Raw genomic sequence first — 23,666 nt, forward strand, 5'->3', positions numbered from 1 at the left:
GTTGGGGTTGTTCCGTTTTCCCGGGCCGCTTCCCGAACCCGGCGTGCACCTTTCAATGCACCGGGCTCTCCACAGGACCCGGTCAGGCGGCGGTGGTGGCCTCCGTATCGGTGATCGGCCAGGGTGAGGGGATGACCGAACCGCGGTAGCGGTATCGGGTCGTGGTGATCTGTTCGAGATCGATCAGCACGTGGTCCTCGGTGGCTGGCCACCAGCCGCCGCCACAGTAGAGGCGGCGCAGCTGTTTCCAGGTCGACTTGCGATGTTTGCGACGCATCCAACGCCACACCGTCTGCCACGTGTAGTGGCTCAGGTAGGAGAAGGTCGCCGAGGACACCCCGGCCCGGAAATAGCCCGCCCAGCCCCGCAGCGTCGAATTGATCCGGCGCAGCAGGTCATCGAGCGGCTGGTTGGGTTCGACTGTTCGGCGCAACGTCTTGAGCTTCCGTTTGACCGCCAACACGGCCTTGGTGCACGGATGCACGTATACGTAGCTTCGACTGGTTCCCCGTTTTCGGCGGCGCTGGATGTGCCACCCGAGGAAATCCAGACCGTCCTCGATGTGGGTGATCAGGGTCTTGTCATCGGACAACCGCAACCCCATCGTCGCCAGAACGACGGCGATGTCCTCCCGTAGCGCTTCGGCATCGGCTCTGGTGCCGCGGATCATCAGGCACCAGTCGTCGGCGTAACGGACGAGCCGAAAATTCGGCAGCCCGTGACGCAATCGTTTCGCACGCTCGTTGATCCCGGTGGACGAGCCACCGGGCAGAGCGGCGATGTACTCATCGAGTACCGACAACGCCACATTGGCCAACAGCGGTGAGAGGATGCCACCCTGCGGGGTTCCCGCGGTGCTGTCCTGCAATCGGGCGTCCTCGGTGAGGATGCCCGCCTTCAGGAACGCCTTGACCAAACCCAGCACGCGGTTGTCCCCGACGCGTCGACGCACCCGGCCCATCAGGGCGCTGTGGTCGATCTCGTCGAAGCAGGCCTTGATGTCTCCCTCAACGACCCAGTCATAACACCGGGGTCGTGTGGCGAGATAGCGCACCTCGGCCACCGCGTCATGGGCTCGGCGGTTCGGGCGGAAACCGTAGGAACACGGCAGGAAGTCCGCCTCGAAGATCGGCTCAAGCACCAGCTTCAAGGATGCTTGGACCACCCGGTCGGCCACGGTCGGAATCCCCAACCGGCGCAACGCACCACCGGCTTTGGGGATCATCCGCTCGCGCACCGGCAACGGGCGGAACCTGCGGTCCTTCACCCTGGACCGCAGTTCGTCGAGGAACTCCTCGACACCCTGCCCAGCCATGATGGACGACGCAGTGCGCCGATCTACTCCGGCCGTGGCAGCACCCTTGTTCCCGCTGACCCGATCCCAGGCCACCAACAAGAAAGCGGGATCGGAAACGAGGTTGAACAGATCGTCGAACCGGCGATGCGGATCATCGCGTGCCCAACGGTGCAGCTTGGTCTGGATCTTCAGTACCCGTTGCCGCGCCAGCATCAGCGCCAACTCCAGTTCGTCGGTATTCACCGCCGACATCACACCCTCCTGATCTTCCCGCACTCGCACTGCATGTCTTGCTGGCCCCCTTCGCCCTGTGACCGCCTTTCTCGGTCTCCACGGCGGGCACGTCACCGCCCGCGACTACTACGAGGCCTCCGCCCCACCCAGATACGGTCCCTCGACTCCGAACGCTGAGTCTTCTGATCCACTGCGGGCTGGATGCCCGCAGCGAAATCGACGGTCCCGCAGGATGGTTCCCACGTTCACCTGATCGCCGGTTGGTCAGGGAGGTGCCCAGCTCTACTCCGGCAGCATCGCCACGGTTACGCCGCAGGCTTTCACCGTGACCTCCCCACCGATGGAACTAAACGGCTTCGGAGTCGACCCCACCACCGGTGAGGTCGTGCACTGCAGACCGGCCCATATCCGCCAGGTTGGAGCCGGCTTCGCGGTTACGGAGCTTCAAGCACTGGTTCGCTTGCGCTGCACCTTCTGACCTTGCTCAACGAGCCCGCACCGTCTGGCAGTACCAGCACGGCTCGCCTTTTCGGGGCCGCTTGCCACCGATCCCCGTCGTTCCCGACGATCGGCTGCCCCGACGCTTCATCAGGCCGCTGCGACGGCCCAACAGAGACGGTCTCTCACCACCTCCCGACACACCAAGCGCCTCGTGGCGCACAGCTCGGCCCCGAAGAAAATCGCCGCTGCTTTCAAGATCTCATTGGCCCGACGCAGCTCGGCGATCTCCCTGCGCAGCGCCTTGTTCTCCTCGGCTATCTGAGTCGTCACACCCGGGCGTTGGCCGGTATCGACCTCCGCGCGACGGATCCAGGTCCGCAACGTCTCCGGGGTGCCGATCCCCAACATGCCCGCGACCGCGGTGATCGCCGCCCACTGCGAGGGGTACTGCGGGCGCACCTCAGCGACCATGCGCACCGCACGCTCACGAAGCTCGTCGGGGTACTTGCTGACACGTCCCATAACTCAGATCCTCCCAAGATCGGGAGTCTCCGGAAACGCCGGGACGGGTCAGTCTTGACGTTCCTCGATGCGCCCGAAGGCGATCTTCGTAGCGCAACCACTTTCTCCCCGGCTGCGTGGGTCAGCGTCACGCACACCGTCAAGAACAGGGCGCGGCAGCATTCTTCTGATGCTGGCGTACTGCATTTGCTGGACGGCAGGCCACCCGATGCGCTATGCCGTAGGGGCTACCTAGGCTGTTTAGTTTTTTCGTCCGTTTCCTGTGGATAGGCGGTCGCCATGGTGAATGTCGCGCGGCATGTCGCGGCTCTCGTAGGTTCATTGCTACTAGTTGCCTGCGGCTCGTCCAGCACAACTCCTTCTGCTGCCAAATCGTCAATATCTCCGACCGTAACGACGACGCTGTCGCGAGGCGCCGCTGTATCGGCATGGCGGGAACGAGCGGCCCCAGTCGTGGATGAGATGGGTGATGCGTTGCGCATGATGAGCGGCGCATCGAGAAGCTACGACTTTTCGGATTTGAGAGCCGCGTGCCGCGAATTGAATCGTGCCAACGACAGGCTCAAAGCACTGTTGCCTAGCCCAGACTCGCAGGTGACCGCCGAGGTGCAAGCGGCGATCAAAAGCTTCGACCAGGTGTCCAAGATGTGTATGGGAGCCAGTTGAGGGGGACCCGTTTGATGGTCCAGTCGCTATGCGGCTTGCGGTTGGTGGGTCGTGGTCCACTGTAGGGCGAACTCGGCTGGGGTGAGCCCATTGTGGGCGGAGTGAGGCCGGTTGGCGTTGTAGTCGATTCTCCAATCTTCGATGATGATTTGGGCTTCTTGCAGGGAGTCGAAGCGCCAGGAGTTGAGTAGCTCGTCGCGCAGTCGGCCGTTGAATGACTCGATCCAGGCGTTCTGCCAGGGGGATCCGGGATCGATGAATAGCGAGCCGGTGCCGTTGAAGCGGCACCAGTCGTTGACAGCATGGGCGATGAACTCGGGTCCGTTGTCGAACCGCACGTAGGCCGGTGCCCCATGCATCAGGGCCAGACGGTCAAGGACGTCGACCACGCCGTCGGCGTTGATGGCCCGGTCGACTTCGATCGCCAGGGCTTGGCGGGTGAACTCATCGATTACGTTGAGCATCTTCAACGTTCGTCCGTCGGCGGTGGTGTCGAACTGAAAGTCCATCGCCCAGATCGCATTCGGGCGGATCGGGCACATCGCCCCGACCTGCGCACCGATGCCGGTCAAGCGTTTCTTCCTGCGGCGCTGCGGAACCCGCAGGCCTTCCTCGCGCCACAGGCGGCGGATGCGCTTGTTGTTGACCTTCCAGCCAGCTCGCCGTGCCGCGATCGCAGCACGGCGCCATCCCCAGCGGGGCCGCTGGGTGGAGAACGCGCGTAGCCAGGCCCGCAATTGGGCCTCCTCATCGCTGATCGGTGGTGGTTGTAGACGCATGGTGGAACGGTGGATGCCGACCACCGCGCACGCTCGCCGTTCGGAGACCCCGAACCGCTCGCGCAGCATCGCCGCGGCGCTGCGCTTGCGGTTCGGGGTCAGAAGTTTCCCGACGAGATCTCCTTGAGCATGTCGATGTCAAGGGCCTGGTTGGCGACCAGCTTCTTGAGCCTGGCGTTCTCGGCCTCAAGTTCCTTGAGGCGTTTGGCGTCGCTGGCCTTCATCCCGCCGTACTGGGCGACCCAGCGATGCCAGGTCGACTCGGTGATCTCAAGGTGGCGACACACTTCGCTGAGTTGCTGCCCGGTCCCAAGGAGCTTGTTGCCCTCGGCGAGCTTGCGGATGATCTGATCCGGCGTGTGCCGCCGGCGCTTGTTCGTTGCCATGTCGTCGTCGATTCTTCCTGCCCGAACACTCGGGCATCAGAGTCCCACAACGACTGGACCACTACGACGGGCTCACCTCACAGTCCCCAGATGACCCAGGCCGAGTATGCGGAAATGTCATCGCAAATGGAGACAGCCTCAGCACACATGACTAGAGCGATTGAATTGATGGACGCCGCAGAACAAGCGGCGAACTAAAGCGGCACGATTGGCTAGCTGTTTCGATCTAGCCAATCTGACAGGGCTGCTTCTAGTAGTTGGTTGTCGTTCAGCCCGATCTCCTGAGCACGCTTCTGGACATCCTCAAGCAGATGTGGTTGCACCTTTCCCGGAACTCGCTGCGTGTCCCCAGGAGGCTGCGGTGTCGGGGGCACCCGCAGTTCATCACGGGGGAACAGATCGATCAGCGACAACATCTGCTCGGGTGTGATCTCGATAGGTTTGCCCCGCATAAGTCCCCAGTCAAGTCGGTTCAACTGCGCAGACTCTTTGCATCTGCCCTTGTTGTGGACGAAGTCATTTCGAATGAGGCGGATGTCTCCGAAGAAATCAATGCGAACATCGCTGCCCCGGATACGTTCTGCGCCTTGCCGATCGAAGTAGGCCGCGATCCGTCCTCGGAACTGCTCTTCCCAGAGCGAGAAGGCATAGCTGAACCATTGGGCATAGGCGACAGCCTGCGCTTCGGGATAGCTATCGACGCTGCTCCTGCCGGCGCCTGCCATCCATATCGTGGAGCCGGCGTTGATCGCAGATACAAGGTCCTGCATGTGTACGCGCCCCGGTCCAGCCTCATCGACGTACGTCAAGGTCTTCACGTCGAAGTAGTGGCCGACGTCGCTCGGCAAGAGCCCTTGGAGGAATCGCTGGTGCGGCCCTTCCCACTCCTGAACCTTCTGGATCAGGACGTTGTGCGAGGTCAATGTGACCACGAGCGAGATGAGAAAGGCTCGCTCTAATTCACGGATGATGTCGTCGATAGATTCGTCTAGGGCCATTTGGTCTTCCAGTAGCGGCAGAGCCTGTTCGATCGAGTCGATGAGAGTGCGGACGGTTTCGCCGAAGTCATCTCCGAGCGAGAAATCGCGCATAGCCTGCGCGATCGGGCTGAGCGCATCAGCCAATTCAGTTTCGCCGTCGAGGTTTTGGCTTTGCTGCAGGATAATCCTGATTTTGTCGCGGGCAAGGCTCGTCATCACATCCTTGTCGCGTTCGCTGATAACGCGGACGCCTTTCCTGCGGGTGGCCTCTTCCGCAAATGCGGCAACGGATTTCTCGGCCAACTTCAGCATTACCAAGGACTCGCGAAGATCTCCGAGCCACCGCTTTGCTCGACTCTGTTGATACATGCGCACACCTTTCTCAGCGCCGTCCGCTTCCGCCTAGTTATCGGTCACCCTCGACCTGGACGGTCTTGAGAAGGCGCAAGGTACCGGCGTAGTCCGCTGTAGGCGGCGCGGGCGGCCTCAGGCGGCGCCGAAACCAGTAGCGTCGCACCCAATTCGGCCATCATCTCTGGTGGGATTACCAGTGTCATCGACTGCGGATCCCCGCCGCGGCGTCGGACACGCAGCGGGACGTGATGGCCATCTTCAGTTGGATGGCTGAACACACGTCCCGCGCCGTACACGGTGACTTCGGTGGGCTCCTCAAGCAGCAAGTATTCGTTGAGGTCGCGCAGACGTTGGCGGACGTCGGTCCCAACGAATAAGAGCCGGCGGCGTTGGCTTCCAGACCCCTCGTAATCCACCATCCATTCGGTGTCTGGATTGGTCAGCTGCTCTCGATGGAAGTTGCAGACGCCGAACACCAATTGATAGGTGTCTGGGTCTTGGCGAAGTACGTGCGGTGGTTCGTGCGCTGCTGAGTCACAGCCTTCGACGGCGCAATGTTGTGACATTTGATGGACCCTTTCCGTTCCCGTTGGCGTCAGCACAACACTCGTTGCACAGCTTCTAATTCTGCCGCCAATTGCATTAGTCAACTTTGGCAATCAGCGGCAGGCGGCACGGGAGATGGTCAGGACCCTCCCGATCCCAGCCCGTCGGCAAGCAACAAGGAAGCCACTCCGGTGGGGCTACACCGAGTTACTTGTTCTGCTCAAGCTCTGAACGCAGGGCAACGTTGATGTCGCTCATCAGCTTGCGCCGGCGGATATATTCGGCCTGCTGCGCCGCAGCGTGCGCCTGCCCAGTGGTTTCCGCGACCTCCTGATACACCGCGGCTTTGGACACAGCGTCGTCGACGATCTGCTGTATCTCGTGACGCCTTTCAGCGAATTCGTCAAGCGTGGTGTCCGCGAGACGCAACCACCGAGGGTCACCGGAGTCTACGAAGCTCACCGACGTCTCGGCCGTCACCTCAGCGAGCTCATAACTGGTGATCCGTCGCGACATACCCAGCAGCAGCGAATACCGCTCCGGAAGCGTGCCGACTTCGTCCTCCTGCACAAAGTCTTCCGTCGGTTGAATCGAAACGATCCGCAGGCGCTCCGCTTGCCCAGTCATGGCTCAGTCTTACCGCCGCCGGGCGAAAAAGCGGGCGAAACACACTGGGCTTAACGCTCGTAACTGCGACGTGTCAGTTCATCCAACGATGCCTGAGACTTAGCGGCCGCGGCGTCTGACTTCAGCTTGGCCACGTCTCGCTCAAGCTCAGCAACTATCGCGATCAGACCCGTGATCGCGGTATCGCGGCCGTCCTGGTCGCTGTACCGCTTGTCCGGGTCAGTCGCCATCCTCTGAATTCGGTCAGCCAGCTCCGTCACCTTCGGTCCAGCGTCCGGCGGCAACGTGAGGTGAATCGTCATTGATTTACCCTTTCTCCCTTGTCGATGTCCCGATCGGGAAAGGGAGACCCTTCAAACAGGAAGGGGCCCCCTTTCCCGTCAGGTCAGGACAAATTGTCTCACTCGTCGGCGCGCAATTTGTGGATCAGATCAACGGACCTGGTCAGGTACTGCGCCTCTGTCTTGATCGCGTCGATCGCCTCGATCTCCTGCTGCCGCAGGTTCTTGAAACGGGCCTCGAGGGTCGGTCTGTCCACCCACAACCGATAGGCCCACGCCGACGGTGCTCCGTTCGGGCATTCCCGGATGGTGGCCACCAGATCGTCGAAGGCGATGAGTCGCCGGCTGGCGATCTCGTCGACTATCTCTTCCTCAATCTCGGCGAACTTCGGGTTGGACGGCACTGGGCCGCGCTCAATGTGTACCAACTCGTGGGCGATCGTGCAGCGCCGCCGATGGACGTCGAGCTTGTTACAGACCTGGATCTTCTTCTGGCGCATGAAGCACAGCCCCCACGTCCGTTCTGGCAGCTCATCGCGGTCAGAGACGCTGTAATCAGGGTGCTGATCCCAGAGTTGCCGCCACGGGTTGTACCGCGGCCGCGGCGCCAGGAATGCCGCCAGCCGCGAATCGCCGTCCGGGTAGTACTCCGGCAAGGGCTTTGCCGCGGTCATCGGCTCACCCACCCGTCGATCAGGTCAGCGGTGGCCACGATCGCGGCCGCCAACTCACGAGCTTGAACGGTGGTGATCCCGTCGGCGTCGCCCTGGACCATCACGTGCGGCGCGTCGCCGCAGTCGCGGTGGGAGATGCTGCCATCGGGCAACTGCACCGCGCTCCCGAACACGGTGCAACTGGTTCCGGCGATCTTCGTCTCGGGCGTGTAGACGACCCGGAAGGTGTTATCCCAGTCAGCCCAGGCGCCGTGCTCATCGGCGCCGGCGGGTAGAGGGACGGTGGACAGAATGGTTGCGCTGTTTTCGCGCATGGAGGTACGCTCCTCTTGGTTTTCGTGCTTAGAGCCCCTGGCAGGGCTTGAGGTTCAAGAAGGCGGTTCCCCTGGCAGGGAGCCGCCTTCAGTCATTTGCGAGGTAGTTCGCTACCGCACAAGCGAAAAGGCAACCGTCACGTTCTGCGTGACAGTTGCCTTTGTGGTGGTGCTCGCGGGCGTGGGAGTGGGAGGCGTCGCACGTGGGCTAGCTCCCGTCTGTCGGGTTGCTAGCGCCGTAATTGGCTGGCCCATATCTGGCCCATGAGATCGATTCTCGGCCTGGGAAACTATGTCAGACCTGCGTCAATCTTGGTGCGCGATACTGGGATTGAACCAGTGACCTCTTCCGTGTCAGGGAAGCGCTCTCCCGCTGAGCTAATCGCGCTGGGAGCTGAAAATGGAGGTGGAGACGGGAATCGAACCCGTGTGCACGGCTTTGCAGGCCGTTGCCTCACCACTCGGCCACTCCACCGCTGGGGTTGATGCCACTTGCACCTTCGAGCGGACGACGGGATTCGAACCCGCGACCCTCACCTTGGCAAGGTGATGCGCTACCAACTGCGCTACGTCCGCGCGCAACGGGCGAGATCGTCGCCCGGTGCGAAGCACGACGATAGTCCAGTGAGCGTGTGCACACAAATTCCTTGGTCACGGCGTGTCTCGGGTGGTCCAGGACCCGCTTTTGAGCCCCTGGCGTGCCCGCCCGACACACGAAGCGTGCTAGTCTTCGACGTCGTTCGCCTCTCGGCGCCGGTCCCGTGGCTCAGTGGAAGAGCGTCCGCTTCACACGCGGAAGGTCGCTGGTTCGATCCCAGCCGGGACCACAACAATTACCGCAGGTCGTCGGCCGGTCTGTGCGGCATGGTCGGACCTGCCCCAGCCACCCTCCAGCCACCTCGGAAGCGTCAGCGCTGCGGGTAATGCCCTATCTGGGCGGAGAAATTCGAGTAACCGCGTACTGAGTACACGTCATCCAGAACTGGCGACGATTCCAGTACGGCGGTAGCGGCCGCCAAAGGGCAGACAACCAAGCCGCAGGCTGAACTACCTCGGTTTGGATCCACGGCTATGTGCCGGTCATCGGGAACGCCGAGATCCACGGCGGAGGGACGCAACATGCTCCACGCGATTGCTCGTCTGGCAATCAGGGCGCCACGACGAATCATCGTTGGAGCCGTCTTGGTCTTCATGGCCGCGGCGGCGTTCGGGATTCCGGTCGCCGAGAGCCTGTCCTCGGGTGGGTTCCAGGATCCGAACTCGGAGTCGGGCCGGGCGATCCAGATATTGACCGACAAGTTCGGGCAGAGCGGTCAGCAGATGCTGATCGTGGTGACCGCGCCCGACGGCGCCAACAGCGAGCAGGCGCGGAGGGTGGGTACCGACGTCGTCGACCAGGTGCAGCGTTCGTCGTTGGCGTTCAACGTGACCTCGCCGTGGACAGCGCCACCGCAGTCGGCCGCCGATCTGATCAGCGCGGATGGCAAGTCGGGGTTGATCGTGGTCAACCTCAGGGGCGGCGAAAACGACGCGCAGAAAAATGCCCAAACCCTCGCCGGCGAATTCGTCCACGATCGCGACGGCGTCGCTGTTCGGGCCGGGGGTGCGGCGATGCAGTACGCGCAGATCAACAACCAGAACCGGGACGATCTTCTGGTCACGGAGGCAATCGCGATCCCGCTGAGCTTTCTGGTGCTGATCTGGGTGTTCGGTGGTCTGGTGGCGGCGGGGCTGCCGATTGCGCTCGGCGCGTTGGCCGTTGTCGGCTCGATGTCGGTATTGCGGCTGATCGCTTGTACCACCGAGGTGTCGATCTTCGCGCTCAACCTGAGCACCGCGCTGAGCCTGGCGCTGGCCATCGACTACACATTGCTGATCATCAGCCGCTATCGCGACGAGTTGGCCGAGGACGGCGACGCAGATCGGGCGTTGGTACGGACCATGGTCACCTCCGGTCGCACGGTGGTGTTCTCGGCGGTCACCGTAGCGTTGTCGATGTCGGCGACGGCGCTGTTCCCCATGTACTTCTTGAAGTCGTTCGCCTACGCCGGTGTGGCCTCGGTCGCCTTCGTCGCGACCGCGTCCATCGTGGTGACGCCGGCAGCGATCGTCCTGTTGGGCAACCGACTGGACGCGGTCGACGTGCGCCGTTTTCTCCGTCAAGTGGTGTTGCGCCGCCACGACCCGCTGCGCCTGACGGTCGAGGAGCATTTCTGGTACCGGTCGAGCAAGTTCGTTATGCGCCGGTGGGCGCCGGTCGGGTTCGCCGTGATGGCGTTCCTCTTGCTGCTCGGGCTGCCGTTCTTCTCGGTCAAGTGGGGCTTCCCCGACGACCGGGTGCTGCCGACTTCGGTGTCCTCGCATGAGGTCGGTAACCGATTGCGGAGCGGTTTCGCGCATGACTCCGCGACTGCGGTGGCCATCGTCATCCCCGACGCACGCAACTTGAGCATGGGGGAGATCGGCCGATATGCCGCCGACCTGTCACGGGTACCCGATGTTTCTGCGGTGTCGGCCCCCGATGGGACCTTCGTAAACGGTCATCTCGCGGGTCCCCCGGCCGCGGCCGCTGGAATGGCCGACGGCAGCGCCTTCCTCACCGTGAGTAGTACGGCGCCGTTGTTTTCCGAAGCCTCCGACCTCCAGCTCAAGCGGTTGCACGAGGTCGCGGGGCCCGCCGGCCGATCCGTTGCGATGGCCGGTGTCGCGCAGGTCAATCGCGACAGTGTCGATGCGGTGACCGACCGCCTGCCATTGGTGCTGGCGCTGATCGCCGCCATCACGTTCGTGCTGCTGTTCCTGCTGACCGGCAGCGTGGTGTTGCCGGCAAAGGCGCTGGCGTGCAACGTGTTGTCACTGACCGCGGCGTTCGGTGCTCTGGTTTGGATCTTCCAGGACGGCCATCTCGGTGCGCTGGGCACAACTCCGAGCGGCACACTGGCGGCCAACATGCCAGTTCTGTTGTTCTGCATCGCTTTTGGCTTGTCCATGGACTACGAGGTGTTCCTGATCTCCCGGATCCGCGAGCACTGGCTGGCGTACCGGCCGGCACATCCGACCGCGACGGAGGAACACGCCGCCAACGACGAGGCGGTAGCGCACGGCGTGGCCTGCACCGGCAGGGTGATCACCGCGGCGGCATTGGTGATGTCGATGTCCTTCGCCGCGCTGATCGCGGCCCATGTGTCATTCATGCGGATGTTCGGTCTGGGCCTGACGCTCGCCGTGGCCGCGGATGCCACGCTGGTGCGGATGGTCCTGGTACCCGCCTTCATGCATGTGATGGGCCGCTGGAACTGGTGGGCGCCCAGGTCGCTGGTGTGGCTGCATGAGAAGTTCGGCATCAGCGAGGCTGGCGAGGCCAGCGAGGCCAGCGAGGCCCACGCGAAGCGATCCGAAGAAGGGAGCAGCTTCGCCCAGCCGCTCGAGCGGCAAGTCGAGGTCGCGTCCGTCGTCTCGACTTCCCATAACGGGCGGCCAATCGAGGCCTCGGTGACCCGCGGCGGCTAGCGTCCCGCTGGACTGTCTGACCTGAGGCATGCGTGCTGTCGCAACGGCAGTTGCTATTAGACAGGTACGGCTGCGCCGATCGCCTGCGCGAGCTGTTGGGGAAGGAATTGCAACAGGCCGGGAAGCAGACCCCCAAATGTCGCGCCGCTCAGCGTCAGTGAGCCCGGCCCAAGGATCGGAATTTCGAGAGCTGCGAAATCGAGCGGCGTGAGAATCCCGCCCAGGGGGATGTCGGTGAGCGTTTCGAGCCCAGAGAGTGAAACCGGTAACTGTAGCGTTGCGTGGCCATTGAGGAAGCCGTTCGCGACGACCGCGGGAGCGTTGATCAGTGCCGCGGCCGCCCCGAGCGCGTCGCCGGTTTGAATCGCGCCGACAAAAGCATTCGCGCTGGATCCCAGCGCTTGCAGTGTGGTGACCGGCGGCCCTATCGCGTCAAGTGCCAGCACTAACGGCAAGCCGACATGAAGAACACCCGTATTCAAGTCCAGGGTTTGCGACATATCCGTCAGCGCCATGATTACGTTGGTCGCGTTCTGCGCCACCATCGCCGGAACGGATCCGGCGGGCAGCAGATCGGTGAAGTTCTGCGCCATCTGGCCCGGAATGCTGAAGATGGGCAACAAATCTCCGAAGGCGCCAAGCGGCGTTATCGAGATGAGGTTGGTAACGGGGTCGATGCTGGCGCCGAACCCCGTGAACAATGGGTTCAGGAGGCCGCCACCGATCTGCAGCAGCCCGCCGGTGACGTCGCCGGCCATGAAGGCTTGGGACGCCGCTTGCAAGCTGGCCGGGAAGGCGTTCAGCCCGGCCATGAAATCGTTGCCGGCGTTCTGCAGTGACGTCGCGATCACCTGGGCGTATCCGATTTGGTTGCTAACCAGCTGCTGCAGGATGGGCACCGGATTCGCGCCCGAGAGGGCCGCGCCGATGGTCGTCGGCAGATTGGCCAACTCGGCAGGCAGGTTCTGCACCGCATTTTGGAACCCGGTCGCGAGGGTCTGGGCGTAAGCCTGCTGATTGCTGAGGACCTGCCGTAGAAACGGTGCCGGATTGGCCGACAGGGCGTCGCGAAGACCCTGCAGGTTGGTGGCCGTATTCGAGACGAGTGCCCCGAAGCTGTCAAACAGCGCAGGTGACGCGGCAGCAGCACTGCCGTTCGATGCCATTCCCAACACAGCCTGTTCCGCGTTAGCGGCTTCAGCGCTCAGGTAGGCACCCGCTCCGGCCCGCACCAGGTTGGCGAACTGCTCGTGGTACGCCTGCGCTTCGGCGCTGACAACTTGGAATTCCCTGCCGAAGCTGCCGAATAGCGAGGAGATGGCGAACGACACCTCGTCTTGAGCCGCAGCCGCTATCGAGGTCGTGGGTCCCGCGACGGTCGCAGTTGCTTCGACCAGTGCCGAACGGATACCCGCCAGATCACGTGCCGCGTCCTGCAGCAACTCCGGCATCACGCTCACAAACGACATGCCCAACTCCTTGACTGTTTGCCCGATGACCAGTTCTTACTGGCAAGTAAGATCCTGTCGACGCCACCGACCAAGAACGTCAGTCACAGGACGTATAAGCGGCGGCAAGGGGTCGTAGATTGCGCACGCCGCGTCGCGACCGCTGCCCGAAACCGCAACGGCCGGTATCGTTTCCTAACGATCTGCAAACCCAAAGGGTGGACCACGATGAGCTTTGTTGAAGGCATCGGCACGCTGAAACTCGAGTGCCCGCAGATGCATCCCGTCGGCAGGATCCTGAGGGAAAGCGCGCATCAGGCCGTCCAGTTCGACCCAGGCGCCCAAGTGGGCCCGCGCCGGTTCTGGCCGAGCGAGGAAGACCAGCCGCGCTTCACGGCGCACTGCCGCTACTGCGACAAGCCGGTGGGGGAGACCACCGCGACGCTCGAGTCCAAATTCGCCGAGCTGCTCGCGCACACCTCCGAGACGGTCCGGACCACAACGCTGCCGTACGTGTAGAGATGCCGAGGCGCTAACCACGCGCTATTGAACACGAGTTAGCTGGGCGTCAACAGATGCGCGCATGTTCATATCGCGGAGTCTTTATTGATTTCGGAACGATCATGAGGAAACGTCTACAAAAGCGCACGAAAGCACGTCCCTACTAGCACGGAGTTCTCATGACGCTAACCCGCAGACACCCGCTGGGCGTCCTCGCCGTGATCGTGGCAAGTCTTGCCACGATGGCATCGTTCGTCGTGTTCGCGCCTCGGGCTCAAGCGTTCTACGTCAAGTACCACGAGACGATCACGCGCAATGCCCTGCCGGCAGACCAGGTCAGCCAGCTGGCGGTCAACCAGATCCTCATCGGCCCGCCGCCCGGCGGTGGGGCGATGGGCAGTGACGCATTTGCCACCGACGAGTTCCGTCACCTCGACAACTCGGTGAACCCGGTCGAAATCTGCAACCGGGCGCGGCAGGCATGGGACACCTTCTCGCCCATCATCCTCAGCGGGTCGGTGGTCAACGGCAACACGGAGGTTGACGGCCCGGGTGCCCGAGCAGCGTTCGGCGCTCTGCTGCACACGCAGCAGGACTTGTACGCCCACTCCAACTGGGTCGACGACAACATCGCCATCGGTCAGCTCGACCGCCTGGCCCCGCCGATCTTCCCGGTGTGCAACCCGGCCGATTTTCCCGCTGACCTGCACACCGGCTACTTCAGCATCGACTTCTCGCAGCGGCCGCCCCTCGAGGGCTGCCCGGCGGGTGGTCCGCCGCCCGGCTTCCAGGAATGCCACACGACCTTGAACAAGGACGGCCCGCACACCCCGCGCGGTTCGATGCTCGTGCCGGGAACGAACATGAACGAGTACGACCTCGCGGCCAAGCTCGCCACCCAGGCCAGCACGAACCTGTACTTCCAGATTCGCGACTGGGTCGCCAGCGCCAACGGGGAGAACGCCGCCGTCCAGCTCTTCCAGCAGGGCGGTTCGTTGCCCGACTGGCACAACATCCCCAACCTGCCTGGAGTGCCATACCTGGGCGGCTGACGCACAGCGAGACCGCGAATGCCGATGTCGTCTACAGCGCCCCGCTAGAGCCCCCGGGCGCCGAGCCAGCTGCAGATCCGCTCGGCAACCGCGGGCCAGCCGGGTTCGAGCATCAGCATGTGCCCCATGCCGGTGAACAGTTCCACGTCGGCGCCGTAGACCCGGGCGGTGGTGCGGACCTCCTTCTGGCTGATCAAGCCGTCCTCGGTGCCGCCGAGCACCAGCAGCGGGGTCCGCACACGCTTAGGGTGCGGTAGGCGAAACGTCTGGTCGAGGAAGACCGCGCGCATGCTGTCGTGTTCGACGCGCGCGGCGCACGCGTCGACGATGGGCTGGGGAGTCTGTGGGCTGAAGAAAAAATCCCGCGCTAGCCTCGATTTTTCGTCGAGGGTGATTTCGGTCGGACTTGGCGATGGGGTGCGTGGTGTCTGGGGTTTGTGTGGTTTAGGGCGTGTTGGGGTTGTCCCGTGTCGCCGGGTTGGCGGGCTTTCCCAGGGCCGGTGGTCTTTCGTGCTCGGTTGGTCAGCTGGGTTGTCGGTCAACCGAAGGCGGTGCGGATGTGTTGCCATGCGGTGGCGATGGCTGCGGCCCATCGCCAGGTGGCGTCGATGCGTAGTCGGGTTCGGCGGGCGCCGCGGGTGATGCGGGCTGCGACGTGCAGGACTCGGTAGCGGAAGGTAGCGATCTCGGCACGGGTCAGGCCGGGGTGGCCGGTGAATCCGATGAGCTGGCACCAGGTGACCAGATCGGCTGCGGCCAAGACGATTTCCAGCCAGGCGGCGTTGGCGTCGAATGCCTGACACGGCAGGTTGCGGGCCGGTGGCTTTGAGTTCGCGGATGCGGTCTTCGACGCGGGCGTGTTGGCGGTGGCGTAGTTCCAGACCTGCCACCTGGCCGGCGACCACACCGGGCGGTGTGTCGGTGATGAACGCGGTGACCCGCATCCCGTCGGCGTCGGTGAACCGCAACTGCGCACCCGGATGGGGCCTTTCCTTGCGCAGGATCAGCCGGGTCCCCGCCGGCCACGATGACAGGTTGACCAGGTTGGTGGCCTCGGCGACCCAGGCGCCCTCGCGGATACCACCGTCGGTGTCGATCGCCGGATACCAGCACTGCCCGATGTTGAGAGTGTCCACAGCGTCCTGCACCCGCCAATCCACGGGGTAGCCGAAGGAGAACCCCACGCCCGCGGCGCGGCAGGCGTCGGCGAAGTCGTGGGTGGCCCCGGCGGTGTCGCAGCGCACCAGCACCGCCGGCTTGTCGGGGTCGTCGCGATGATCGGGGTCCGGCCGCCATCGCGCCGGCAGGCCGGCCAGTGCCTGCGCTAGGACACTGACGTGGTCAGCTGCGGTGTTGGAGCCCGCGCCACCGGGGCGCAGTAGGCCGCCAGCGCTTCCCCGCCGGCGATCTCGGGCGGTCCACGAAGGCCAGCAGCGGGTGGTGACCGTAGGTCTTTTTCCAGGTCGCCCCTGCCTTCTCCTTGTTATCGGAATGATCGAGGACCAGGGTGGCGTCGATGTCGATGTGCAACCAGCCACCCGGTGCGGGGGCGGCGCCGGCGGCCCAGGCCGCTGCGCGGGCCGCAGCCCGGGCGGCACGCACCCGCGGTAGGTGCGAAGCATCGATGCGCTCATCGATTAGCCGCCACATCGTGGTCGTGGAGGCTTTGGCACCCAGGACATGCTCACGGTCGCCGCACAGTTGTCCGACCGCGTCGATGCAGTCCGCCCCATCGGCGACCGCGGCAGCCAGATCAGCGAACACCTCCCCGGGCGCATACACCCACGGGCCCCGGTAGGTATCTGCCAACGCGGCGGTGACCTGCGCCGATAACCCGCTGCGGTCCGCGAGCTCACGCACCATGGCCATCCCGGCATGCGACACGACACCATAACCGTCGGCGGAAACTTTCACCCGCGACCCGACCGCGATATTCTTCACCTGCGAGGTGCCTTCCCGCTGGAACGACTGAACCCGTAGAGAAGTCCAATTATTCCTTGCAGGACAGGCACTTTCGCATATCTACACCCCGAAACTCACAACGTTTCACGAAAAATCCGGGCTAGGGGCGGGGTGTTGAAGATGTCACGCGCGCCGCCGGACATGTTGGCCCGCATGACTTGCACGGGATGCCGCAGCCACACCCTCACCGACGAAAACCCGATGCCGCGGGTCGGCGTGGAGGCCAACAGCACCCCGGCGGGCGCATCGCGCTCCATGAGGTACTTCTGCACGATGAAGCCACCGGTGGAATGCCCGATCAGCACGGGGTGCCCGCCCAATTGGTCAGCGGCCCAACGCACATCGTCCAGGTAGTCCGCGATGCCGCAGTTGCGCAGCGGAGTCGGGCAATTACTGGCCCCGTGGCCGCGCACGCTCACCGCAGCGGCGCAGAACCCGCGTTCGGCGAAGAAGTCGAGAAAGTGCTCGTCCCAGCACCACGCTGAGAGACAACCGCCATGCACGAACAGCAACGGAGCAGGATGGGATTTGCTGGCAACACCCTTGGTGATCACTTCGAGCACAACCGTCAATGCTGCCAGCCCAGTAGGGTTTTGGGGTGTCGATTTACCACATGCTGTTGATCGGACTGGCCGGGTTGGGTGCCGGTGCGATCAACGCGCTCGTCGGATCGGGCACTCTGATCACGTTCCCGACGCTGGTGGCGCTGGGCTACCCGCCGGTCACGGCGACCATGTCCAACGCTGTCGGCCTGGTGGCGGGGGGAGTGTCGGCCACCTGGGGCTATCGCAACGAGCTGCAGGGTCAGCGGGACCGACTGCTCTGGCAGATGCCGGCGTCGTTGCTGGGCGCTGCGCTAGGTGCCTACCTGCTGCTGCATCTGCCCGAAAAGGTGTTCATCTCGATCGTTCCGGTGCTGCTGGTGCTGGCCCTGATCCTGGTGCTGATCGGTCCGCGGATGCAGGCGTGGGCACGCCGCCGGGCCGAAGAGGCGGGCCGCTCCGCCGAACACGTCTCACCGATCCGGATGATCGCGCTGGTACTGGGGACATTCGCCGTCGGCGTCTACGGCGGTTACTTCACCGCCGCGCAAGGCATCTTGCTGATCGGGGTGATGGGCGCATTGCTGCCGGAGTCGGTGCAGCGCATGAACGCAGCCAAGAACCTGCTGGCGCTGTTGGTCAATATCGTTGCGGCCGTGGCTTATACGCTGGTGGCCTGGGACCGCATCAGTTGGCCGGTGGCCGGCGTGATCGCGGTCGGGTCGCTGGTCGGGGGAGTGGTAGGTGCGCGGTACGGACGTCGGCTCTCGCCAAACGCGTTGCGGGCCACCATCGTTGTGGTCGGGTTGATCGGACTGTACCGCCTGCTCGCCGTGTAGTTACGAGTCGACGCCGGACAGCGTGGCCGCGGCGGCTTCCTCGAGGACGTCGCGCACATCCTCGCGCTGCCGCCACGCCCGTAGCTGTCGCATCGCCCCGTTGCCTTGGGTGACAATGCGTTCGAGTTCGTCGACGACGAAATCGAACTCGCCGAGGGCCTCAAGGGCCGGACGCACCCGGCGCACCAACGCGGACAGCTGCTCACGCGCCGGCACGGCTTTGCAGTCATCGAACAGATTCAGTGCGCGCCCGGACAATCCGTCATGGGAGGCCAGCCAGTACGCCGCCCGTAGAGCCGCCGGCGCCAGCCGTCCGATGTCATCGCGCTCCTGCAGCGCCGTCATCACCGCGGCCCGAATCAAGGTGGCCAGCAACACCGTTTCCGCCACGGTCGCCGGCACATCGGCCACCCGAACCTCCACCGTCGGGAAGGTGGCTGACGCACGCACGTCCCAATAGATCATGTCCGGATCCAGGATCACTCCCGTGTCGACCAGCATGCGCACCGTGCGCTCGTACTCGTCGAGCGACGGGAAAAACGGTGGTGCACCCGCGGCGGGCCAGCGCCGCCACAGCACGCTTCGCCAACTCGCATAACCGGTTTCGGCGTTGCGGTAGATCGCTGAGTTGGCCGACAGCGCCAGCAGCGACGGCAGCCACGGCCGCAACCAATTGCTGACGTGGACGGCTGCCGCCCGGTCGGGGACTTGCACGTGCACGTGACAGCCGCTGATGCCCTGCTCGTGCGCAACCATCCCGTAGAGCGCCCCGATTTGCCGATAGCGGGGAGTGTCGGTGACCGGAAACTTGTGCGGCGTGACGGGGGGAAGCCCCAGCGCCAGCAGCCGAACCCCGACCGCTTCGGCTGCCTGTGCCGCGGTCCGCCGCAGCGCCAGCAGATCCTCGCGGAGCTCGGCGCTGGTGCTCGCCACACTGGAGGCGGTTTCGACCTGGCAGCTGCTGAGTTCGAGTTGCAGTTCGACGCCCCGGCGCTTGGCCTGCGCGGCGACCTCGGCGCTACGCGGGTCCGGTTCGCCGGATTGTGGGTCGATGAGGAGAAATTCTTCTTCCACACCGACCGTCGGCAGCTCGCTCACCGGGCACCGGCCTTCATACCAGCAAAGTTACGCCGAGAGCTGCCGAACTCTGGTCAGGCCGGCCAGCGAAAAGCTCTACGCGCGCGAGCGCGGGGCTGACAGGGCCTCATCCACGGTTTCGAAGATCGGCAGCAGCTCGGTCAAGCCGCATGCGTCGACGATCCGCCTGACGATCGCGTGCCCACTTACCACGCGTAGTTCGATACCGCGACGGTGGCAGCGGTCGGCCTCGTCGGCCAACACCGCGAACGCGCAGCAGCCCATGAAATCGACGTCGTTGACGTCAACCACGAACGGCCCTGGGACGGTGATCCCGGCGGCCGCTTCGCTGACCAACTGTTGCCAGGTGTGCTCGTTGCACGCGTCGATCTCGCCGCCTGCGTGAATGATCACCGCGTCGCCGCTGCGATCGGTGGTTGCGCGCAGTGTGCTGCGCGGGTCGCCGAGCTCGTAAACGAGGCGCGTGCTCAGGGTGAGGCGGGTAGCGAAGGATTCGGCAATGACCAGGCTCATCGTGCGCTCCTAATCGGCTGGCGTTGGGCAACGCCGCGATGGAATGCCCGTCCTGCAAGTCTGAAGACAGACAGATGTGTTGCGTCGTAGATCTCATTTCTATAACAAGACAGGGCGGTCTGTCTACATAACTGACCTGTGAGTAGGTTAAGTATTGCGATGGCAACCCGTGACCTGGCGACGCCCGCTGTGCCGGCTCGTGAACGTATCCTTTTGGCCGCATACGACCTGTTCAGCCGCCGTGGCATCCGCGCCGTAGGCACTGACGAGGTGATCGAGCGGGCCCGCGTGGCCAGGGCGACGCTCTACCGTCACTTCGCGACAAAAAACGAACTGGTTTTAGCGGTGCTAGAGCGTCGCGAGCAACTGTGGACGCACGGACTGATCGAGCGCGAGTCCGAGCGCATGGGCGACACTCCCGAGGCGCAGCTGCTGGCGATTTTCGACGTGATGGACCACTGGTTCCACAACCGCGATGGTTATGAAGGGTGCTCGTTCATCAACGTGCTGCTCGAATTGGGGCCCGACCATCCGGCCGGACGAGCCAGCATTGCCCATATCGACCGGGTCCGCGAGATCGTCCGCAGGCGTGCCATCGCGGCCGGACTGCACGACGTCGAGGACTTCGCTCAGTCCTGGCACATCCTGATGAAGGGCGCCATCGTCATGGCGGCCGTCGGTGATCTGGATGCCGCTCGGCGTGCGAAGAAGATGGCCCGTGCCCTCATCGAGGCGCATCGGACGACCGCAGCGGTCGAGGGCGCAACGCCCGGTTAGTCAGGCGGCCGAGGTGCCTGTTTTTCGGTAGTGCTCTTCCTCCAGTTCGGCGATGGCGCGAGAGGTGCGTTCGCGCAACAAGATCGCCGCAGTGACGCCGCAGGCTATGGCGACGACGAGCGCGATCCAGGAGAAGCGCGACAGCCACCGTTCGGCCGCGATGCCCGCGAAGTAGATGACCGCGGTGGTGCCGCCGGCCCAGCAGATGCCGCCGGAAACGTTGGCCGCCAGGAAACGCGGGTACGGCATCTTCAAGGCGCCGGCCAGCGGCCCGGCGAAGATCCGCAGCAGCGCGATGAAGCGACCGAAGAACACCGCCCGCACGCCCCACCGGTTGAAGGTTCGCTCGGCCAGCGCGACGTGTCCGGGACCGAAGTGCTTGGGGAACCGCCTGCCGAGCCGGTCGAAGAGTGGCATACCGAATCGGCGTCCGATCGAATAGCCGATCGAGTCGCCGACCACCGCACCGACCACCGCGGCAGCGCCGACCCCGACTGGGTTGACGGCAAGCTCGTGATGCGACGACATCAACGCCGCGCTCACCAGCACGATCTCCCCGGGCAGCGGAATGCCCAGACTCTCGAGCCCGACCACCCCGCCGACCACCAGGTACACCGCCAACGGCGGGATCGTCTGCAGCAGGGCCTCGATATCCATGCGTAAAGAATGCCTGACTCGCAAGGCAGGCGCGCCGTGATCTTTCGCCAACTTCCCGCGAGTCGCGATTGCCAGCGTCGGCAGGACTCGGAGAGGCTGTGTAGCGTGGAGTTCAACCTCGCCCAGGTGTTCTCGGCGGTGGCCGCCGCAAATCCGGACCGGGACTGCATCGTCTTCGGGGATCGCCGTCTCACCTTCGCGCAAGTCGACGAGCGCACCAGCCGATTCGCCCGGGCGTTGAGCGCTTGGGGGCTCGGGGCCCACAAGGAACGGTCGGAATTGGCGCCGCACGAGTCCGGGCAGAGCCACCTCGGGCTGTACATGGCGAACTGCAACGAGTTCATCGAAGCGATGCTCGGTGCGTACAAGGCCAGGGTGGCGCCCTTCAACGTCAACTACCGCTACGTCGCCGACGAACTGGTGTACCTGCTCGACAACGCCGATGCCGACGCCGTGATGTACCACGCGCGGTTCGCCTCGACGCTGGCGCAGGCCCTGCCACGCCTGACGCGGCAGCCACGACTGATCCACGTCGACGATCAGTCGGGAAACGATCCGCTACCTGGAGCGACGCGCTACGAGGACCTGCTGGAGTCGGCTTCGGCAGAACCGCTAGACGTCACACCGTCGCCCGACGACCTGTATGTGCTCTACACCGGCGGCACCACGGGGATGCCCAAAGGGGTGCTGTGGCGTCAGCACGACATCTTCCTGAACGCCATGGGCGGACGGGTATACGGCACGGGCGAGCTGGTGAAGAGCTTGGCGGAGGTCGTCGAGAGGTCACGCGCGGAGGGGCCGGGTTCGATGACGGCCGCGCCGCTGATGCACGGCGCCGCCCAATGGGCCGCTTTCATAAACCTCTGCAGCGGCAAGCCTTTCGTGATGGCGCCGACCACGACGCACCTCGATCCGGCCGAGGTGTGGTCGCTGGCCAGCCGTGAACGGGTGGCGACGTTGTCGATCGTCGGCGACGCTTTCGGCCGGCCGCTGCTTGAGGAACTGGAGTCCGGATCTTATGACCTGTCGGGGCTTTGGGTTCTGGTCACCGGTGGGGCGGCGCTCAGTGTGCCCCTGAAGCAGCGGTTCGTCGAACTGCTGCCGCAGCTGAGCATCCTGGATGCGGGTGGGTCGTCGGAGTCCGGATCGCAGATGGGGCAGGTCTCCAGCCGCGCGCAGAACGCGTCTGGCCGGTTCGCCCCCAATCCGGGTGCGGTGGTGGTCAGCGCCGACTTGACCCGGATCCTGACACCCGGTGACAAGGAGATCGGCTGGCTGGCGCAGCAAGGCCTGATCCCGCTGGGATACCTGGGCGATCCGGACAAGACCGCACGCACGTTTCCGGTCATCGAAGGGATCAGGCATTCGGTGCCGGGTGACCGGGCGCGCTGGCACGCCGACGGTGGGATCGAGTTGCTCGGTCGTGATGCGGTCACCATCAACTCAGGCGGCGAGAAGATTTTCGCCGAGGAGGTCGAGGCCGCGGTGGCCGAGCACCCCGCGGTCTACGACGTGGTGGTCGCGGGCCGGCCGAGTGCCCGGTGGGGCAGTGAGGTCGTCGCAATCGTCCAGTTGGCCCCGGGCGAGCAGCCTGATGCCGCGGGCATCGTCGCCGAAGCCGCCCGCCACATCGCGCGCTACAAGCTGCCCAAGGACATCGTCTTCGTCGACCGGGTGGTGCGTTCGCCGTCTGGTAAGGCGGACTACCGGTGGGCAAGTGCTTTAGTCGCGCAGACCGGCACGCTGGGAACCACCATCTGAGTTCGCGCGGTAGCGTCGCTGTCATGCAGAAAAAGTCGGTGCCGGCCGCCGATTCGTCTGCGCCGCAGTACCCGATCGAGTCGGTCGACAATGCGCTCAAGTTGCTGCTGTTGTTCGGCGAACGACCGCAGGTCCGGCTGAGCGAGGCGACCCGCTATCTGGGGGTGGCGTCCTCCACGGCGCACCGGCTGCTGGCGATGCTGACCTACCGTGGGTTCGTCCGGCAAGATCCGGCATCCAAGGCGTATCTGCCCGGGCCGGCGCTCATGAGTGTGGCGTTCGCGATCTTCGGCCGCATCGACCTACAGCGCACCGCCACCCCGATAATGCGCAGCCTCAGCGAACGCCTGCGGGAAACGGTTCACCTCGGGATGCTGGATGGCGCCAGCGTCCGGTTCGTCGCCGCCGTCGAGGGCCCGACCGCGGTCCGGGTGGCCTCGCGGCTGGGCCGCACGATGCCGGCACACTGCACCTCGACGGGCAAGGCGCTGCTGGCCCAACTCTCCGAACCCGAACTGCGACAACTGCTTCCGCAGGAGGAGTTGGAGCGCATCACTCCGAACTCGATCGGTAGCCGCACCGAACTGGAAGCCGAGCTGTTGCGCGTCCGCGAGCGCGGCTACGCCGTGAACCGCGAGGAGAGCGAGGAGGGCGTCGCCTCGGTCGCGGTGCCGATACCGACCAGGGCGCCCGGCCTGCGGCTTGCGCTCAATGCGGCGGCACCGCAGAACCGGTTGGACAGCGCGCGGTATGGCGAGATGGCGAGTGCGCTTACCAAGGCGGCTAAGGAGATTGGCGATCAGCTGGGTTGACTAATTTGCCTCTCTGTCAATCGGTAATTCCGTATTCCGCCCGGCCGGCACGGGCATAGAGTGCGCTGATTGAAGGATGGTCGGCCTTCCGGC

General features: G+C 64.4%; 22 protein-coding genes, 4 tRNA genes and 2 pseudogenes. 9 read left to right on the forward strand and 19 right to left on the reverse strand.

Annotation, left to right across the window (positions count from 1 at the left end):
• Nucleotides 1-82 precede the first annotated feature (82 nt).
• Nucleotides 83-1,549 (reverse strand): group II intron reverse transcriptase/maturase, encoded by a 1,467-nt coding sequence (ltrA, locus tag G6N68_RS09625; protein ID WP_197518237.1) that lies wholly within the window; start codon nt 1,547-1,549, stop codon nt 83-85.
• A gap of 597 nt (nt 1,550-2,146) precedes the next feature.
• Nucleotides 2,147-2,494 (reverse strand): annotated as a pseudogene (locus tag G6N68_RS09630) (transposase); the annotation flags it as partial.
• 453 nt (nt 2,495-2,947) lie between these two features.
• On the opposite strand from G6N68_RS09630, the gene G6N68_RS09635 reads away from it, so the two are divergent.
• On the forward strand, nt 2,948-3,160 hold the full coding sequence (locus G6N68_RS09635; protein ID WP_163710964.1) for a hypothetical protein: 213 nt from the start codon (nt 2,948-2,950) through the stop codon (nt 3,158-3,160).
• Between the two features lie 26 nt (nt 3,161-3,186).
• On the opposite strand, the gene G6N68_RS09640 is transcribed toward G6N68_RS09635, so the two are convergent.
• The 10 genes from G6N68_RS09640 to G6N68_RS09690 form a co-directional block, all read right to left on the reverse strand.
• Nucleotides 3,187-4,325 (reverse strand): IS3 family transposase gene (locus G6N68_RS09640; protein ID WP_163710967.1). Its coding sequence is split into 2 segments (ribosomal slippage): nt 3,187-4,055 and nt 4,055-4,325, totalling 1,140 coding nucleotides; the frame shifts between segments, so codons are not numbered across the junction.
• A 212-nt stretch (nt 4,326-4,537) separates the two neighbouring features.
• Nucleotides 4,538-5,674, reverse strand: coding sequence for a hypothetical protein (locus tag G6N68_RS09645; protein ID WP_205351292.1), 1,137 nt, complete (start codon nt 5,672-5,674; stop codon nt 4,538-4,540).
• Nucleotides 5,675-5,718: 44 nt separating this feature from the next.
• Nucleotides 5,719-6,225: a hypothetical protein gene (locus tag G6N68_RS09655; RefSeq protein ID WP_163710972.1), complete on the reverse strand. Its 507-nt coding sequence runs from the start codon at nt 6,223-6,225 to the stop codon at nt 5,719-5,721.
• Between the two features lie 187 nt (nt 6,226-6,412).
• Complete coding sequence (locus tag G6N68_RS09660; protein WP_163710975.1) at nt 6,413-6,832, reverse strand: hypothetical protein; 420 nt, start codon at nt 6,830-6,832, stop codon at nt 6,413-6,415.
• Between the two features lie 50 nt (nt 6,833-6,882).
• Nucleotides 6,883-7,134 carry a hypothetical protein gene (locus G6N68_RS09665; RefSeq protein WP_163710979.1) on the reverse strand — a complete coding sequence of 84 codons (252 nt, stop codon included), beginning with the start codon at nt 7,132-7,134 and terminating at the stop codon, nt 6,883-6,885.
• Between the two features lie 98 nt (nt 7,135-7,232).
• A complete protein-coding gene (locus G6N68_RS09670) occupies nt 7,233-7,787 on the reverse strand; it encodes an ImmA/IrrE family metallo-endopeptidase (RefSeq protein WP_163710982.1) in 555 nt (184 codons plus the stop codon).
• Entirely contained in the window at nt 7,784-8,101 is a 318-nt protein-coding gene (locus G6N68_RS09675) for a hypothetical protein (RefSeq protein WP_163710985.1), read from the reverse strand. Before G6N68_RS09675 ends, G6N68_RS09670 begins: the two co-directional genes overlap by 4 nt.
• 313 nt (nt 8,102-8,414) lie before the next feature.
• A tRNA-Val gene (locus tag G6N68_RS09680) sits at nt 8,415-8,489 on the reverse strand.
• Nucleotides 8,490-8,502: 13 nt separating this feature from the next.
• Nucleotides 8,503-8,576 (reverse strand) — tRNA-Cys (locus tag G6N68_RS09685).
• 28 nt (nt 8,577-8,604) lie between these two features.
• Nucleotides 8,605-8,677: transfer RNA gene (locus G6N68_RS09690), tRNA-Gly, on the reverse strand.
• Nucleotides 8,678-8,856: 179 nt separating this feature from the next.
• Here G6N68_RS09690 and G6N68_RS09695 point away from each other — a divergent pair.
• Nucleotides 8,857-8,928 (forward strand) — tRNA-Val (locus G6N68_RS09695).
• Between the two features lie 292 nt (nt 8,929-9,220).
• Nucleotides 9,221-11,611, forward strand: coding sequence for an MMPL family transporter (locus G6N68_RS09700; RefSeq protein WP_163710988.1), 2,391 nt, complete (start codon nt 9,221-9,223; stop codon nt 11,609-11,611).
• A gap of 56 nt (nt 11,612-11,667) precedes the next feature.
• Here the strand turns inward: G6N68_RS09700 and G6N68_RS09705 are convergent, their stop codons facing one another.
• Nucleotides 11,668-13,080 carry a PE family protein gene (locus tag G6N68_RS09705; protein ID WP_163710991.1) on the reverse strand — a complete coding sequence of 471 codons (1,413 nt, stop codon included), beginning with the start codon at nt 13,078-13,080 and terminating at the stop codon, nt 11,668-11,670.
• Between the two features lie 207 nt (nt 13,081-13,287).
• Here G6N68_RS09705 and G6N68_RS09710 point away from each other — a divergent pair, with 207 nt between their 5' ends.
• Together G6N68_RS09710 and G6N68_RS09715 are read left to right on the forward strand one after the other, a co-directional pair.
• Nucleotides 13,288-13,578, forward strand: a complete 291-nt coding sequence (locus G6N68_RS09710; protein WP_069419619.1) for a hypothetical protein — start codon at nt 13,288-13,290, stop codon at nt 13,576-13,578.
• A gap of 161 nt (nt 13,579-13,739) precedes the next feature.
• Nucleotides 13,740-14,612, forward strand: a complete 873-nt coding sequence (locus G6N68_RS09715) for a hypothetical protein (protein WP_197518113.1) — start codon at nt 13,740-13,742, stop codon at nt 14,610-14,612.
• A gap of 44 nt (nt 14,613-14,656) precedes the next feature.
• Here the strand turns inward: G6N68_RS09715 and G6N68_RS09720 are convergent, their stop codons facing one another.
• From G6N68_RS09720 to G6N68_RS09730, 3 genes and pseudogenes are all read right to left on the reverse strand, one after another.
• Complete coding sequence (locus tag G6N68_RS09720) at nt 14,657-14,851, reverse strand: alpha/beta hydrolase (RefSeq protein ID WP_163710994.1); 195 nt, start codon at nt 14,849-14,851, stop codon at nt 14,657-14,659.
• 299 nt (nt 14,852-15,150) lie between these two features.
• Nucleotides 15,151-16,553: pseudogene (locus G6N68_RS09725) on the reverse strand (IS1380 family transposase).
• A 95-nt stretch (nt 16,554-16,648) separates the two neighbouring features.
• Nucleotides 16,649-17,137: an alpha/beta hydrolase gene (locus G6N68_RS09730; protein ID WP_163710996.1), complete on the reverse strand. Its 489-nt coding sequence runs from the start codon at nt 17,135-17,137 to the stop codon at nt 16,649-16,651.
• 50 nt (nt 17,138-17,187) lie between these two features.
• Between G6N68_RS09730 and G6N68_RS09735 the strand changes: the two genes are divergently transcribed.
• Nucleotides 17,188-17,955 (forward strand): sulfite exporter TauE/SafE family protein, encoded by a 768-nt coding sequence (locus tag G6N68_RS09735; RefSeq protein ID WP_163718393.1) that lies wholly within the window; start codon nt 17,188-17,190, stop codon nt 17,953-17,955.
• On the opposite strand, the gene G6N68_RS09740 is transcribed toward G6N68_RS09735, so the two are convergent.
• Both G6N68_RS09740 and G6N68_RS09745 read right to left on the reverse strand, forming a co-directional pair.
• Entirely contained in the window at nt 17,956-19,053 is a 1,098-nt protein-coding gene (locus G6N68_RS09740) for a glutamate--cysteine ligase (protein ID WP_163710999.1), read from the reverse strand. It lies immediately after the preceding gene.
• A 75-nt stretch (nt 19,054-19,128) separates the two neighbouring features.
• On the reverse strand, nt 19,129-19,566 hold the full coding sequence (locus tag G6N68_RS09745; RefSeq protein ID WP_163711002.1) for an anti-sigma factor antagonist: 438 nt from the start codon (nt 19,564-19,566) through the stop codon (nt 19,129-19,131).
• Nucleotides 19,567-19,725: 159 nt separating this feature from the next.
• Between G6N68_RS09745 and G6N68_RS09750 the strand changes: the two genes are divergently transcribed.
• Complete coding sequence (locus G6N68_RS09750; RefSeq protein WP_163711006.1) at nt 19,726-20,343, forward strand: TetR/AcrR family transcriptional regulator; 618 nt, start codon at nt 19,726-19,728, stop codon at nt 20,341-20,343.
• On the opposite strand, the gene G6N68_RS09755 is transcribed toward G6N68_RS09750, so the two are convergent.
• Nucleotides 20,344-21,000 carry a DedA family protein gene (locus G6N68_RS09755; protein WP_163711009.1) on the reverse strand — a complete coding sequence of 219 codons (657 nt, stop codon included), beginning with the start codon at nt 20,998-21,000 and terminating at the stop codon, nt 20,344-20,346.
• Between the two features lie 105 nt (nt 21,001-21,105).
• Here G6N68_RS09755 and G6N68_RS09760 point away from each other — a divergent pair, with 105 nt between their 5' ends.
• Nucleotides 21,106-22,761: an acyl-CoA synthetase gene (locus G6N68_RS09760; RefSeq protein WP_163711014.1), complete on the forward strand. Its 1,656-nt coding sequence runs from the start codon at nt 21,106-21,108 to the stop codon at nt 22,759-22,761.
• 23 nt (nt 22,762-22,784) lie between these two features.
• Nucleotides 22,785-23,573, forward strand: a complete 789-nt coding sequence (locus G6N68_RS09765) for an IclR family transcriptional regulator (RefSeq protein WP_163711016.1) — start codon at nt 22,785-22,787, stop codon at nt 23,571-23,573.
• Nucleotides 23,574-23,666: the final 93 nt, after the last annotated feature.

Origin of the sequence: Mycobacterium bourgelatii (assembly GCF_010723575.1) — a bacterium.
In the GTDB taxonomy this organism is placed as follows: domain Bacteria; phylum Actinomycetota; class Actinomycetes; order Mycobacteriales; family Mycobacteriaceae; genus Mycobacterium; species Mycobacterium bourgelatii.